Source organism: Levilactobacillus fujinensis, assembly GCF_003946335.1.
GTDB lineage: Bacteria > Bacillota > Bacilli > Lactobacillales > Lactobacillaceae > Levilactobacillus > Levilactobacillus fujinensis.
Window position 1 is genome coordinate 19407 of record NZ_RHNX01000014.1, and the last position, 13933, is coordinate 33339.

Annotated in this window: 11 protein-coding genes and 1 CRISPR repeat array; of the genes, 3 read left to right on the top strand and 8 right to left on the bottom strand. The window is 45.0% G+C overall.

Annotated elements, in window-relative coordinates; all coding sequences use genetic code 11:
* Positions 1-2: 2 nt before the first annotated feature.
* The 6 genes from cas5e to EKM89_RS06700 form a co-directional block, all read right to left on the bottom strand.
* Complete coding sequence (gene cas5e, locus EKM89_RS06675) at positions 3-713, bottom strand: type I-E CRISPR-associated protein Cas5/CasD (RefSeq protein WP_125686914.1); 711 nt, start codon at positions 711-713, stop codon at positions 3-5.
* The gene (gene cas7e / locus EKM89_RS06680) at positions 694-1770 is read right to left on the bottom strand and encodes a type I-E CRISPR-associated protein Cas7/Cse4/CasC (RefSeq protein ID WP_125686916.1); all 1077 of its coding nucleotides are present in this window, start codon (positions 1768-1770) and stop codon (positions 694-696) included. Before cas7e ends, cas5e begins: the two co-directional genes overlap by 20 nt.
* On the bottom strand, positions 1763-2374 hold the full coding sequence (gene casB / locus EKM89_RS06685; protein WP_125686918.1) for a type I-E CRISPR-associated protein Cse2/CasB: 612 nt from the start codon (positions 2372-2374) through the stop codon (positions 1763-1765). The genes cas7e and casB overlap by 8 nt, the downstream gene beginning before the upstream one ends.
* 9 nt (positions 2375-2383) lie before the next feature.
* A complete protein-coding gene (locus EKM89_RS06690; protein ID WP_225421836.1) occupies positions 2384-4099 on the bottom strand; it encodes a type I-E CRISPR-associated protein Cse1/CasA in 1716 nt (571 codons plus the stop codon).
* On the bottom strand, positions 4086-6851 hold the full coding sequence (gene cas3 / locus EKM89_RS06695) for a CRISPR-associated helicase Cas3' (protein WP_125686920.1): 2766 nt from the start codon (positions 6849-6851) through the stop codon (positions 4086-4088). The genes EKM89_RS06690 and cas3 overlap by 14 nt, the downstream gene beginning before the upstream one ends.
* A 411-nt stretch (positions 6852-7262) precedes the next feature.
* Positions 7263-9241: a CRISPR direct-repeat array (repeat unit 28 nt; unit sequence GGATCACCCCCACACCTGTGGGGAATAC).
* Between the two features lie 602 nt (positions 9242-9843).
* Positions 9844-10572, bottom strand: coding sequence for an aminoglycoside N(3)-acetyltransferase (locus EKM89_RS06700; protein ID WP_164510529.1), 729 nt, complete (start codon positions 10570-10572; stop codon positions 9844-9846).
* A 340-nt stretch (positions 10573-10912) separates the two neighbouring features.
* Between EKM89_RS06700 and EKM89_RS06705 the strand changes: the two genes are divergently transcribed.
* Entirely contained in the window at positions 10913-11191 is a 279-nt protein-coding gene (locus EKM89_RS06705; RefSeq protein ID WP_125686924.1) for a hypothetical protein, read from the top strand.
* Positions 11192-11357: 166 nt separating this feature from the next.
* On the opposite strand, the gene EKM89_RS06710 is transcribed toward EKM89_RS06705, so the two are convergent.
* Positions 11358-11846: a hypothetical protein gene (locus tag EKM89_RS06710; RefSeq protein WP_125686926.1), complete on the bottom strand. Its 489-nt coding sequence runs from the start codon at positions 11844-11846 to the stop codon at positions 11358-11360.
* A gap of 121 nt (positions 11847-11967) precedes the next feature.
* Positions 11968-12477 carry a DJ-1/PfpI family protein gene (locus EKM89_RS06715; protein WP_263853923.1) on the bottom strand — a complete coding sequence of 170 codons (510 nt, stop codon included), beginning with the start codon at positions 12475-12477 and terminating at the stop codon, positions 11968-11970.
* Positions 12478-12787: 310 nt separating this feature from the next.
* On the opposite strand from EKM89_RS06715, the gene EKM89_RS06720 reads away from it, so the two are divergent.
* Positions 12788-13015: a hypothetical protein gene (locus tag EKM89_RS06720; protein WP_125686928.1), complete on the top strand. Its 228-nt coding sequence runs from the start codon at positions 12788-12790 to the stop codon at positions 13013-13015.
* Between the two features lie 116 nt (positions 13016-13131).
* Positions 13132-13839, top strand: a complete 708-nt coding sequence (locus EKM89_RS06725; protein ID WP_125686930.1) for an MFS transporter — start codon at positions 13132-13134, stop codon at positions 13837-13839.
* Positions 13840-13933: the final 94 nt, after the last annotated feature.

The following is a 13933-nucleotide window of genomic DNA, read 5'->3' on the forward strand; positions in this document are numbered from 1 at the left end:
ACTTACTCCTCTCCGAGAGCACTAAATGGGTCGTGCTGGGTATCCAGATCACTGCTCTGCGCTTTTAGTTGACTCAAAGGAACTGTGTCTCTGGCGACGGCGCAAAACCCATGTTGCCGGTCTCGTTGGTCAAAGGAGACTACGCGGTCTTTGACCAGTGCACGCGACTTGTCGGCCAACAGGTCAGCATCGGCAACAATTTCAAGAGTTTTTGCATGCTGCCTTCTTTGATACCAAGCCGCAGCCTGCCACTTCAATTCTTTTAGCTCCGCAACCGGTGTCTGGTCGGAAAATTCATGAATCTCCAGGACACCTGCAGGAACATTTGCTCGGCGACCCAAAAATAGTTGGAATTGTGGGTGCTTAAGTGCAAATTTTATTTTATCAATTAAATTTGTATCGTCACTACCTAATGCCACCACAAAGACTGCATCTTGAATATAGTCGCGATAAGTGATTTTACGCGTTCCCGGTTTCCACTCCACCGTTTGGAAGTCCGTCAAATGGCGACCAACCTGGTCAATGCGAACCGCAAAATCCAATGCATTGAGTTCAAGAATCCGGTCGTCGGTACGGCGATAGCCTAAAGCGGCCGCCACCATTCCAATCACCGCGCTCTTCGTCGGATAGTCATTGGTCGTCCGCCGGGCAAAGCTCGCTTCGTTACCATATGACTGCAACGGCGCAGTTAGCTTAATCGTTAGTGTTTTCATCCTGAACCACCTCTGATAACTCCGCTGTGACCCGTGCCAAAAGATCCGATAATTTTGCCACATTAACACCAATCTCGGAATCTGACTTGCCTAACACAAAATTAGCCACTGGTTCGTCAACATAGGCTTGGGCGCGATGGTATTCAGCTTCAAGTTTGGTAATTGAAGGTTCAACGTAACCACTGTTAGAAATCACTGGGTTTTCGAACGCCGATACCAAGTTTACTGGTGTGTCCTGACGAATCGTCACCATAACGTAACTTGGTAATGTTTTATTAGCAAAGGTATTCTGCTTCCCAGTTGGCATTGAGAGTAAGAAGTCTCTAATGAAATCAGTTGTTCCTTTAATTGCATCTGCGACGTTTAAATTATGCACTAATTCATGCATATTAATATTTGCATAGCGATAAAGAGTAGCTGAATTAAAATCGATAGTTCCCAACATTGCTGCCCCAGTAGTATCATCCGGTTGTTCATCATCGAGTGCTGTAAAGTAATCGTATTCAGGAACCACTTCATGGGTCGAGACGGCGTGCGCCACTTGGGCTGATGCATCTACATTTAGTTCAGGATTGTCCGCGACCATCCGACCAAATAGGGCAAGATCTAAGGATTGGTCGCCCTTCAAAACTTGCTTAACCTCTTTTTTATCTAACTCCTCATTATCAATCGCATACTGTGCTAATTTAGCGATTTGACCGCGACTGACCAAGAGCAGTGCCCCAGTTTCATTATTCTTTTTTGCATCTATTTTGATACCAGCCAGCTTAAAAATCTCAGTGACTTTTGCCAGCGCAGCCTTGTCATCTAAGGACGCATCCAATTTCTTCAATTCGGCTACCAGCAAATTAGCAGCTTGTTTTGTTCGCGTCCCTGCAGAAACATTATCTTGCTTAAATTCGTCGCGGACAGCCTTTTTCCAGCTTTGCGAAGAGACTCGTGCACGCGTAACCCCACCGTATAGAGCGGTCTTAGGGGCACCCGTATCGTCACGATTGATATTTGATGATGGAACAGTTTGTAAGACGCTTAGGTCAACATATAGGTTTTTAGTCATTAGTATTCTCTCCTTCTGATTTAGCTTGCTTAACTGAATAATATTGTTGTCCCCAACGTAACCGTACTCGGCTAGCTTGCTCATAACTTCTCTGTAGGCCATACAAATCCTGTGCTAACAGAGCGTAATCAATTCTTTGTGCACTACTATGGGATTTTAAGATACTTACTAAATGTGACAAGCTATTAATAACGCCTGAGACGTTCGTTGTCGCCAACAAGGGTTGCACTCTACGATCCATAGCAACTCGTAGATCTTCGTTCCCCCGTAATTTACCTAAAGCACCAAAGAAAGTTTCGCCTTTCGGATTCTCACTGTGAACTGACGCATAGACAAGCGAGTCATTATTTCCCTGCTGGTGAATCGCATAAAACCGGATAGCTGTATAGACAGCTACTTCTTCAGAAGTTGGTGTCCCATCCTTTGCATGACTCAACTGATTTTTATCTAAATTAGTCATGATGACTGGCCAAACCATTTCAGCACGATGGCTAGTAATTGTTGGTGCATTTCTGAGACCTGCTAGGACTGCCTTATCTGGATTACCATCACGATAGAGGGTATTAATAATCCGACTAGTAGCTTTTTTAACTTCACTTGGCATAATTTCTCATCACTCCTTTTTAAGGTTAAGATCACGCCGAACGTTGTACATCAGATGATTTTTCGCGGTAAAGATATTAAGGGGTTGTCCATGATTATCGCTAATTCCTCGGACATCTCGCGGCGAACTAGCTTGCATGTCATTATCTACAGCCATCACCACGATTTTTTCTAGCGTCGCCTTCCATAGATTAATTTTGGCATCTCGGTCATCTTGTCCGCTTAGACTACCCAACCATGCCTTGAACGGTTCATTCAAGCGTTCGTAAAATTTTGCACTCATGCCATTAGCAAAGGTTCGTGTATCTAAATTACGAATTTTACCAATGTCCGTTGCAAAGTGATAGTAATCGTTACCAATCGTCTGCGTTGTTTCAATAACTTCTTCGATTCGTAACGGCCACCGCTCGGCCAGCTCATCATCAAATAAAACGTCCGCTTGCAGCGCCATATCATCGACTACCTCAACAGCTGGTGATTGGGAAGTTGCATTACCATCACTAATCAGGGCTACTGAATTCAAGTACAATGGCGCATCGTGAGCAATCAACTGCTTTTGTTTGAGTGCTCTTAGCCAGATAACAATTCCTGGTTCGTGCATGTCATCTTCCCGTCTAACCTTTACGTACTGGCCAAAGTTTCGCCACATCGCAATTCCTAGAGAACGGAGGCTCTTCCCCGCCGGTCGATAGGCATTGGTCTTTTTATCAAATTTCCAAGTCGTCATGGGCTCAATCAGCGCATCCTCATACGCAAATGTTGGAATTCCGGCGCTAAGGATTGTTGGCTGACCATCCTGCCACTCGATATGTAAAAGTCGTGACCAAGTCGTATACAATTCCGAAAGATTATCTGGTAGTATCTGGGCTTTGCGCTGCGCAACGTAGTCACGAACCGATTTAGCTTCCCAGACTGGTTGTTGTAAAGCATACTCCGTAGAATCTTGACGGGTATCGACTAACACTAGATTCAACATCAACGTATCAAACAGCGTTTTTCCCTTCGCAAACACCGGATTGAGTCGGTAAATCCACCCCCCTGAGTTAGAAAATTTTTCTTCGGTCACAACCTTCGTCTTATCCGTGACACCCGTAAAGTTTTGGTACGTAATCACCCAACGCACTAATTCATCCAATGATACTTTATTCTTTGCGTCACCCGATTTCGGTGTGAAAATATCCGGCGTGTTAGCACTTTCCGAAATTCGTCGGTTCATCTGCTTCACCAGAACTTGTCCCTTCCCAGCAGCAACTTTTCTGTTCTCTGGAACAAGTGCATCGTAGTCTTCAGTCGATGCCTGATAAAAAGGGCGATCGCCAAAGAATTCAAAATCCGCTGCATGACCCGCTAGGTAATCAGTAACCGCCGATGAGAAATGACCTGTGTGGTAGAGCTGGCCCCAAGTCGAAAATAATGTGTCCTCACCATCGTCATCATCGAATGCATCCAAGTCGATCTCTAAGTCTTCAGGCGAACTCATGTCTCCGTCTAACCAGGAGTACTGTTCCCCGTTAGCATCAACTCGCGAATAAACCGTTGTTAAGATGGCTAAGAGTAACCGCAGTAAGGCCAAATCTTGACTATGCATATCGCCGGCCAATTGCTGATAACGTGAAGCATTTTCAAATAGTTCAATCAAAGAAATCTTTTTTTCTTGATTAGTTTCGGTCGTCACTACTTTAATCCAAGGATCGGTCGTCAAATTAAACTTTTTACTGTCCACCATTATCACCTTCCTTTACATATTTTAAGCCGAACTTTGCGGAATACGTGAGCTGCCAGCCAGCAAACGTCACCGATAAGTTTTCATCCAGCGGTAAGGCCAATGCCCCCTTAAGCCAGACATCGCTTTGCCATCCCAAGAAATAGCGACCGGTCAGCTTTTCGAGAGTGTCAATCGCTTGATCAATTCGCGGTGTTACCGCAGCAGGGAGCCGAATCACTTGCTGTGCAATATCCTGTGAAGAAACGTCACTTAAACGTCGACCATCTAGTAAGAGATTACCCTCGTTCGTATGCTGAACCAGGATCACCTCCAGCGATTCTCTAATATCCCGAACAGCTGCGCTTGCCTTCTGTTCATCCTGATCAACTTTACCTAAATCACGACCCAGCCAATCATGAATTGTGGCCCCGGATTTCAATTTAGGGTTGGCAATTTGAAAGACACGGGCCTTTCCTTTTTCAATTTTTATATCATTATCGAATTTAATCCTAGCATCAGCGATATCGGCAACTTCAGCATCCGTTACAGAATCATAAACTCGCTGAACTAGTGGTGAAATATCGTCTGGCAGGTTAATGACATCCTTCAAGAAATGATCCGTCTTCATCAGCAAATATTTACCGTAAACTGCCTCATTACCATTCCCATAATTATTAGGCCCCTCAATTCCCAGAATAAAGACTTGTGGTGTCTTCAAAGCTTCTGGTCGAACAATTTGGTGACGATGTAAGCGACCTGCCCGTTGTAGAATCAAATCCATTGGCGCAATATCCGTATACATGACATCAAAGTCAATATCCAATGACTGTTCCAAAACTTGGGTCCCAATAACAATCAGTTTATCTGGTCGCTGACCATGCTTACCAATTGCTGCTTGCAGCTTATCTTCCTGTGCCACTCGATCAGTTGCTAGAAAAGCCGAATGCAAGACCATCAGTTTAATATCAGCCGGTACTTTCTCTGCCAACTCCTGCGCGCGTTTAACCGTATTGACGATAATTCCAGCAACTCCGCCACCGCTAATCTGATCAACGGCGTGCGCAACGAGGTCTTCATCAGACACGTTTAAACGTTGAATCTGTAACTTAGTTGGTTGCTGATCACTCTGACCCGGAAAGGATGTCACCTGCTTAAGTTGATGACCGTCTAACAAGCTCAGTAGTGGATAAGCTTGCGTATTCTCCCAATCTTCGGGGGCCTCCAAAGCATATTTCGGACCATATTCTCCCTTTAAGTAAGCCTCCAATAGAAGATTCCGTTTGTTCTTAGGTAATGTTGCGGACAAAATTATGATAGGGACGTGGTAGGCGCCCAGCCATCTCAAGGCCTTATACAAATACTGATTCATGTACGCATCATAGGCATGAACTTCATCAATCACGACTACTTTGCCACTGAAGCCTAAATGTCGGAGGAAAAGGTGTTTTTGCTTCAACCCCAACAATAGGAGATTATCAATTGTACCTACCGTAAACTTCGTCAAAATTGATTTTTTCCCGGAGAACCAGCTATTGACGACCACCTTACCCAATCCATCGTCAGTATCATAAATATTCGTTGTCTCAGGAAGTGATTGATATCTATGATTAAATTGAGATTTTCCATGCATCAATCTAATCTGTAGATTTTCAGTCTGTTGCTTTGCAAGAAACGCTACCCAATCATCTACCCGATCAAACATGGCATTAGTCGTTGCCTGCGTCGGAAGTCCCATAAACAGGCCATCCCGACCAGTAACGTGCGCTAGTTGTTCCGCTGCCAATAAGGCAATTTCGGTCTTCCCAATTCCCATTGGTGCTTCAATAATCACCATTCCCGGGTCTAGTGTATCGGCGATTGCCTGTGTCATTGCCCTTTGAACTGGACGTGGTTCAAACCCCCATCTAATTTTATATGGGTTATGCTTAGGATCCGTCAGATCCACACGTTGAGGATTCCACTCACCACCGACATCCCAAGCGATCATAGCTTTTTGGTATCGCTCTTTGATGCTATCTTCTGGCCAAGATTGATCCAGCGGAATTAAAGGAAAAAGCGGTATTTTCTTATCTTTATCTAAGTACTCACTGGATGCCAGCCAATCTGCCATGATTAGTAAGCCTTCTAGAATAACCGCTTGCGGCTGTGTTATGTCAGGAATCTCCTTGACTGTTCGATACCCCGAAGAGGTCAACCCGTATTCAAAAAGTTCTTTTTGTACGTCTATCCAAGGCGCTTGGATCTTAGCCTCTTTGTCACTCTGATAATAGTTGGCCGTATAATTGCTGATCTGATCATCTGGAGGACAGCTGGCTGGTTTGCCATGATGGCCACCAATGATAGCGCCAATCGAATTGGGAACGTCAAATCCTTCCAAAATGGCTTCCCCCGCTAAAGCATGCGGTGATTCTTTTGCCGATGCTAAATCTAGATGATTAAAATCAATAAAACCTACTCGGATCAGCTTTGACTTTAAATATTCGTCCAATGATTTGTCGCGGTCATAGGATTCTTTGTCTTGGAAAGCTGGCGTCGCCTTACCAATATCGTGAAGAAATCCTACTATTTTGACTAAGTTCTGTGCCTCCGTCGCGGACAATGTTCCCTGTAGCAATCGCCGCTGCCCTGGACTTAGCCATTGATTAAAAAGATAATTTGCCACATTTTGTGTGTCTAGTAAATGCACGATGAGTGGTAGCCATGCCTGTTGACCGTCCTCTGATTGTTTTTTGGCCCACAGCGCTGCTGCACGCCTCGATATTTCCACTGTCATCCTTATCGTCCACTTTCTGTGATTTAGAAAACTATATGGTTCCGCTCTCCCTATTGTTTATACAACTATATATCTTATTGCTATTCTTAAGATACAATTTGAAGAGTTTTACGTCAATACAATAAACACACAAAATAATTTGTAGTAGTTTATAAATAATGTAAAAATGAAAACGTTGGTGTACACACATTCATTTTATGCTTGAAATCTACATTAAATAAGATCTTCTCCAGTGTGAAAATCTTACTTTAGTCTAAACGGACCTTCCTCCTTTCCCACAGGCAATAGATTTAATTTCTTACCACAATACTTTTTAAACATAGCCTCATATTTGCTGTAAAGATATCTAGTATCACCCCACACACCTGTGGGGAATACTCTAATTTGTCATGCATCGTGAAAGCTAACCAAGGATCACCCCCACACCTGCGGGGAATACCTATCAGCGCCAAGAACTCTTTCCAAAGGGTGAGGATCACCCCCACACCTGTGGGGAATACGCGCATCATCACCCGTGAAGGAAGCCCGATTAAGGATCACCCCCACACCTGTGGGGAATACGCTGACTCTTTTGAACCATCGAACTGCTCGGCAGGATCACCCCCACACCTGTGGGGAATACCATACCAGTGACACTTAAAAATTAAAGGAGTGAGGATCACCCCCACACCTGTGGGGAATACGCTTGGCACGGTGCCCCAACGGCCGCTGCTATAGGATCACCCCCACACCTGTGGGGAATACTGTAGTAATCCCGTTGACGCTTCGATATACATGGGATCACCCCCACACCTGTGGGGAATACCGAGTTTTGTGATCTAAGCTAAAAACAATGTCAGGATCACCCCCACACCTGTGGGGAATACTCGATCCCGATAGTATGCCGTATGAGCGAGAAAGGATCACCCCCACACCTGTGGGGAATACTTAACTGCTGTCGCGATAGCCGCCATCATTTTAGGATCACCCCCACACCTGTGGGGAATACGGAGCGGTCGGCAGTGGCTGGAACCAGAATTAAGGATCACCCCCACACCTGTGGGGAATACTGCTTTTTTTATGCCCTTTTTTACCGGCGGGCGGGATCACCCCCACACCTGTGGGGAATACACGACAGCAATAACACCCGTATCCTTAATATTAGGATCACCCCCACACCTGTGGGGAATACCCCCGCTTTCAGAGTAGAATTACTGTAGAATAAGGATCACCCCCACACCTGTGGGGAATACAGACAAAAGTTATACGTGGGCCGGAGATGATGAGGATCACCCCCACACCTGTGGGGAATACTGCTTTGAAGGACATCATGCTTCTGATGCCTCAGGATCACCCCCACACCTGTGGGGAATACAGATTTCCGCGACATACCATTTCCTGATGAGTCAGGATCACCCCCACACCTGTGGGGAATACTTCGATGACGGGTCGCCTGGTGAGTGAAGTCGAGGATCACCCCCACACCTGTGGGGAATACTACGCCACCAACTGGTACGGTGACTATCATGAAGGATCACCCCCACACCTGTGGGGAATACCCGTTGTAACATCAGACTTAGTTGCCACGTCAAGGATCACCCCCACACCTGTGGGGAATACTGATTGTTTAGATACTCCTAATTTATCAGCTGGATCACCCCCACACCTGTGGGGAATACGTACCAATACATCAACCTCAATCATCGAACGTGGGATCACCCCCACACCTGTGGGGAATACTAATGATACCTCCATTTTTTATGTCTTAGCTAAGGATCACCCCCACACCTGTGGGGAATACGAAACACAAGAACTGGTTCAAAAATCTGTTTAAGGATCACCCCCACACCTGTGGGGAATACTGCCCAATACGATCATTAATCCGGAAGACTCAAGGATCACCCCCACACCTGTGGGGAATACGGCCTGGCTTTGGCCGGCAACTACGTCGACCAAGGATCACCCCCACACCTGTGGGGAATACAAGGTAAACGACAAGCTTACGAAGATAGCGACGGGATCACCCCCACACCTGTGGGGAATACTAAATACGTGCCGGTTGCGATACTTAGCGTTTGGGATCACCCCCACACCTGTGGGGAATACATCATTTGATATATGTGTTCATTCTACCTGTTAGGATCACCCCCACACCTGTGGGGAATACCATTGTTTCAGGGACCGTAACTCATTGGGTATAGGATCACCCCCACACCTGTGGGGAATACAAACTTACCAATACTGCTGAATATCAAAAGCAGGGATCACCCCCACACCTGTGGGGAATACCAAAGTCTAAGACGATTATTAAACCTCAATCCAGGATCACCCCCACACCTGTGGGGAATACGGCCAATATTCATCTACAAATACTGCACGCAAGGGATCACCCCCACACCTGTGGGGAATACACTAAACAAACGCCGTCACACCAGCATTCTATTTTTCCAAAAGTCCCTTTTTCCTTTAACTTGCTTCTTTAGCATACCTCAGTAATTTACGATTAACAATCGATAAAATGTCACCCACAAAGTAAATTAAGACCATAAATAAGCTCCAATTCAAATTAGCCACTAGTTGTTCTTTCATCGTGATCAGCATCTGAAATTCATCATTGCTAGTCTCCTATATCAAGTTCAGGCCGTCATCATTTCTAAAAAACTGCATAAAAAAATGGCCCCCCATTCCTGTGAATGGGCGGACCATTTTAAAATCTAAGAAACTCCGGCTTGCTAACCAATCTCTCTGAATCACGTTATTAGCATCTCTTAAACTCTAATAGTTAACTATACACGTTATTTATGTACTTGTCAAAGGTTATTTTGTATCTTCTTACTACAGACGATTTTTTGTTATCAATTTCAAGTAAAACCGTCCTCTAACCTCCGCCGGCAATTATAACGACATATCATCATTCCTGTTGCCACTCTTGAAATGGCTTGTTGGACCGGTACTTTTGTTACGTCCTCACCAGTCTGAGATAGCGATACACACATTCACACGCCATCCACGCCTAGCTCGTATAAGTATACGTCTTGAATTTTTCTTCAGCAAAATCGACACACTGCCGCATATCAATGACCCGCAGTTTACCCTTAGGTAGGTCCTCCTTGGCCATCCCGGTACCTTGCGCCTCAAATTCACGCTCCAACTTTAAAAAATCGTAGGTCTCTAATTCGACATTTTTAAACGTCACCATTTTCTTTTGTGGATGTAAAAAGTCTCCCATCTCAACTGGTGCGGTCTCCTCAATGACCTTAATGTTTCGATTGATCCTGGTTTCCGCCAAATGGAGCGCTGTGTTTGTCTCAAAATTTGTTCCAATTAAGACTAGCTTGGCATGCAGTTCATACAATCTCCCTAACACGCCATCATCCCCGAATGGAAAATCGTATGTTGTATCTGTGGTCAACCATTTTGCTCGGCTTCCCCACGCCGTAAAAGAGTCTAGCGGATTCATCGATCGCACAACGCCCGGGTAGTTTCGAAATAGTTCGACCACCTCACTCTGACCAATTGCAGGCGTCAGGCGTTTGCTGTAACCCATGGTTCGCTCTCGAATTGGCTGCCAGTTTTCCTCTGGTTCTGGACCCTCTGTCCACAATGAGGGGTCCGATAGTTCCGGTGTCTGGCTGGGCATGACCACATTTCCAGTTGGTCCCACGGCCTGACAGAGTGCTGTAATAACGGCCCGGCTGTCCCCGGTGATCCAGTCAAATGCTTTGGACCATAACACTATCACCCGCAACAACACCTGCATTTTGGAGTTGCTTTAGAAAATCCTGTGTTCCATACGGTTTGCTCATCGTTACTCTTCTCTCGTAGATTAAATTTTAATTGTAGTTCTCATAATCAGTTCTCATAATCATCCCAATTTTCAGAACTAGCTCTGGCTCCCATCTAACCAAGATCAAAAATGATTTGATTGATTTGCTCCCCCCTTGAAAAGTTAACCCATTATAGTATAATTCTAATCATAGATGGCAATTCTCATCTAAATTTAACGTTAATTGGCGACATCCTAGCTGGCTTGGGGTAGGCTGGCTAGTCAGTTAGCGGGAATCAGGGAAGAAGCGGGGAAAATGAATAGAGTATTACGGCCTAGCATTAAAGGCCTGTTTCGAATCGGCATGTTCGATTTTTACGCCTTTCTGCTTGTTGGCATGTCCTTAATTTTCGAAGTGCCGGCAAAGGTAATGTATCCAATGGGGACGGTCTTAGCCATCATCTTTGCCTTATCAACCTGTATCACCATTAGCGGTATGGTTCTTAATCACCTCTATCGTGAGCCAGAGAGCTATACTATTTTGGTCTTGCAGGCTGCCTTTACAATCATCCTTATCGTAGCATTGAATTCTTAATAAATATCCGGACTAAGTTAACCCGACTTAGTCCTTTTTTAATACCCAAGCATAGCAAGCTTGGCAAGACTTCGACATGACTTCTGTGATGAGAACACCCTCCTCATCTGGCGCTCCCCTGTTAGACTTTACTTTTTAGCCGAAGCGATGTCCTAATCTCCTAACGTCAACGCGGTCTTTGCCGCAGCCAAGATACCAGCTTCATCACCCCAGCCAGCACAACTAGCACTGGACCAAAGAGAATCAGTAAAAACGTCGCCCATAGGTGTTCAGCAAATATCAGGACTGGATTAAGAATCTCATCGGTACTTTGTGTGGTTCCAGTCGTATACTCCCAAGGATTGGCGGCTACTCCCTTTGGTGTCCACCGACGATTCTCATGACTATTTCCCACATCTTGGCGATGCATGGACAACGCTCGGTGCTTATACGTTTCAAACCGTTCGCCATTTTTACTATACAAACTCTGATACTTGTTCCGTAGCGCTGGGTAACAGAGTAGCCAGCTCAAAAATATCCAGGTGGTGAAATAGGTGACGGGAATCGTCCAGCCCATCCTGGTGTGCTTCAGATCCCAGGTCAGTAAAACCAGCATGATGACCACACCCTTTAGTAGTGTCAGTACGTAATGCCTAGCTTTTTGCCGCTTTGTCATGAGGAAATATTTCCCTTCTCTGGCCAATTAGGCCTTCATTTTTGTTAAACCTATCATCGTCCAATCGTTATGCCTTAATTATTTACAAACCGACCTAAAAGGACCCAACCGCTCACCATTTTTACCCTTCAAAATGGTAAGTCAGCTCTTCCACCGTATATGGTCGATCCGTGCGGGCCGGTTCCAAGAAGGTATCCCCGACCCTAATTCCACAAGCCCGCGCCGCCGTAATCGCAAACTCACGGAAAAATTGAAAACTCGCCGTGATAACGCCATTGTCTGAAACGACCGGCTGACGAACCAAGTTTTGTTTTGGAATGAACGGATTTTTCTCATACGTTTCCTCAAAGAGTCCCCCCGTAAACTTAGCGTCAGCTAACAGTCCCGCCTTCGCTAATAAAATCGGTGAACTCGACATAGCCGCAATGATTGGTCGTTTACTGGGTGTCTTCAACTGTGCCAGAAAATCCACGTTGCGGCCATCGCCTAACGGAACATGGTAATCATCAATACCTGGGAGAATCAACAAGTCGTACTCTAGCGGGTTGACTTGTGAGAACTCATTTTGCGCCAAAACTTCTAAGGAATCCTCTCCCGTGTACGCCTTTTGTTCCGCACCAACCGTTGTCATTTTCCAATCATCTTGAAAAACCAAGATTTCAGTTAAGGCCGCAATCTCAAAGTTACAAAAAGCCGGGATATAACATGACTAGAAATCGTTTCATCATTGGCACCCCTTTTCTTAATCTGTATTATATCATCTATCATCGGTTAAATGAACATTTGATTAGATTATTCTCATTAAATACCAACTTAATCTAGTTCAATTCATTATTATCAATTTCTAGTATGAGCATAATTAGTGCTATCAACTCATTATTAGGCCATCCGTATTTCCCAAAAATTAGGTGAAATTCAGCACGCTGAGGAAGCGATCACCGATGGAAGTCTTCTTTCGTAATTTCCACTACCGTATCTTCATGTTAGCCAATATTATCAGCGCCATTGGTTTCTCGCTCTTTGGTATCGTTTTTGTAATTTATGCCCGCCATATGTCACATCCGAGTTTGGCTAGTAGTGTTGCCTCCGTTGCGGGTAGCCTACCGCTCCTTTTAGATATCCTAATGGGTTATTTGGCCGATCAATCAACGAATTATTTTCGTCTGTAACTCCGCAATCGCTTGATCCAGGGAATCTTCTACAATCATCAGCCTGTTAATGCTGGGACAAGGAAATTGGCCAGGGTTCATCTTAATTCTATGCCTGAGCATGCTGGTCAAATTAATTGGAAGTTTTAACACCTACAGCGCTATCCCGATCATCAAAGATATCGTGGCCCCCCGAGGATATTTCCGAAGCAGAGGGATTTGAGTCCGGAATCAATTCAACAATTGCCGTCACTGGCGGGCTCATCGGTGCCGCACTCTTGACGACCTTCCACGATCGCTATAGTCTATTTGCACGACTTAATTCCGTCTCTTTTTTCCTGGCACTAGTGCTACTCTTCCACGTCCGTCAGCCACAACTGCTATTTATGAACTATGGCTACACCGTTGCCCTAGTGGGAATGATTGAATCCGTTGGCAGTATCATTGGTTTCCTTTTACCCAGACGAATTACGCAGTATCTCAGCATTTCTAAAGGAATTATCCTGATTTACATCGTCTATGGCTTAATGCCATTGAACATTCCTTTTCTAAAGAGTCGGCCACTCTTACTCGGTATCGTTACCGTCTCAGGCATCCTTCTTGGGATTCTAAATCCCCAAGTACAAGGGAAAATGATCAACGAATTGCCCAAGAAGTCCATCGGGGCCATCATCAGTGCCTTCTATACGGTCGTTCAACTAACTATTCCCTTGGGATCATTGATTTTTGCCACCCTAGCGAATGCCCTGTCACTCAACATTTTCTGGGTCGGTCTCCTGCTATTTGATGGCGTGACTTTTATAATCTGGTTGGTACAACGACGATATCAACGCCAAGACACCTAGGCCAACGCAAAATACCCACTTAAACTGTGATAACGCTATTAGGTTATGCTTAACCCTCAGTAACCGCCTGGAATTCCCTCCATCAACATCGGTT

What these genes read in the sequence shown, in the direction of transcription:
- cas5e (WP_125686914.1), bottom strand. Translation starts at nt 713, where the DNA reads ATGAAAACACTAACGATTAAGCTAACTGCGCCGTTGCAGTCATATGGT.
- cas7e (WP_125686916.1), bottom strand. Translation starts at nt 1,770, where the DNA reads ATGACTAAAAACCTATATGTTGACCTAAGCGTCTTACAAACTGTTCCA.
- casB (WP_125686918.1), bottom strand. Translation starts at nt 2,374, where the DNA reads ATGCCAAGTGAAGTTAAAAAAGCTACTAGTCGGATTATTAATACCCTC.
- EKM89_RS06690 (WP_225421836.1), bottom strand. Translation starts at nt 4,099, where the DNA reads ATGGTGGACAGTAAAAAGTTTAATTTGACGACCGATCCTTGGATTAAA.
- cas3 (WP_125686920.1), bottom strand. Translation starts at nt 6,851, where the DNA reads ATGACAGTGGAAATATCGAGGCGTGCAGCAGCGCTGTGGGCCAAAAAA.
- EKM89_RS06705 (WP_125686924.1), top strand. Translation starts at nt 10,913, where the DNA reads ATGAATAGAGTATTACGGCCTAGCATTAAAGGCCTGTTTCGAATCGGC.
- EKM89_RS06710 (WP_125686926.1), bottom strand. Translation starts at nt 11,846, where the DNA reads ATGACAAAGCGGCAAAAAGCTAGGCATTACGTACTGACACTACTAAAG.
- EKM89_RS06715 (WP_263853923.1), bottom strand. Translation starts at nt 12,477, where the DNA reads ATGACAACGGTTGGTGCGGAACAAAAGGCGTACACGGGAGAGGATTCC.
- EKM89_RS06720 (WP_125686928.1), top strand. Translation starts at nt 12,788, where the DNA reads ATGGAAGTCTTCTTTCGTAATTTCCACTACCGTATCTTCATGTTAGCC.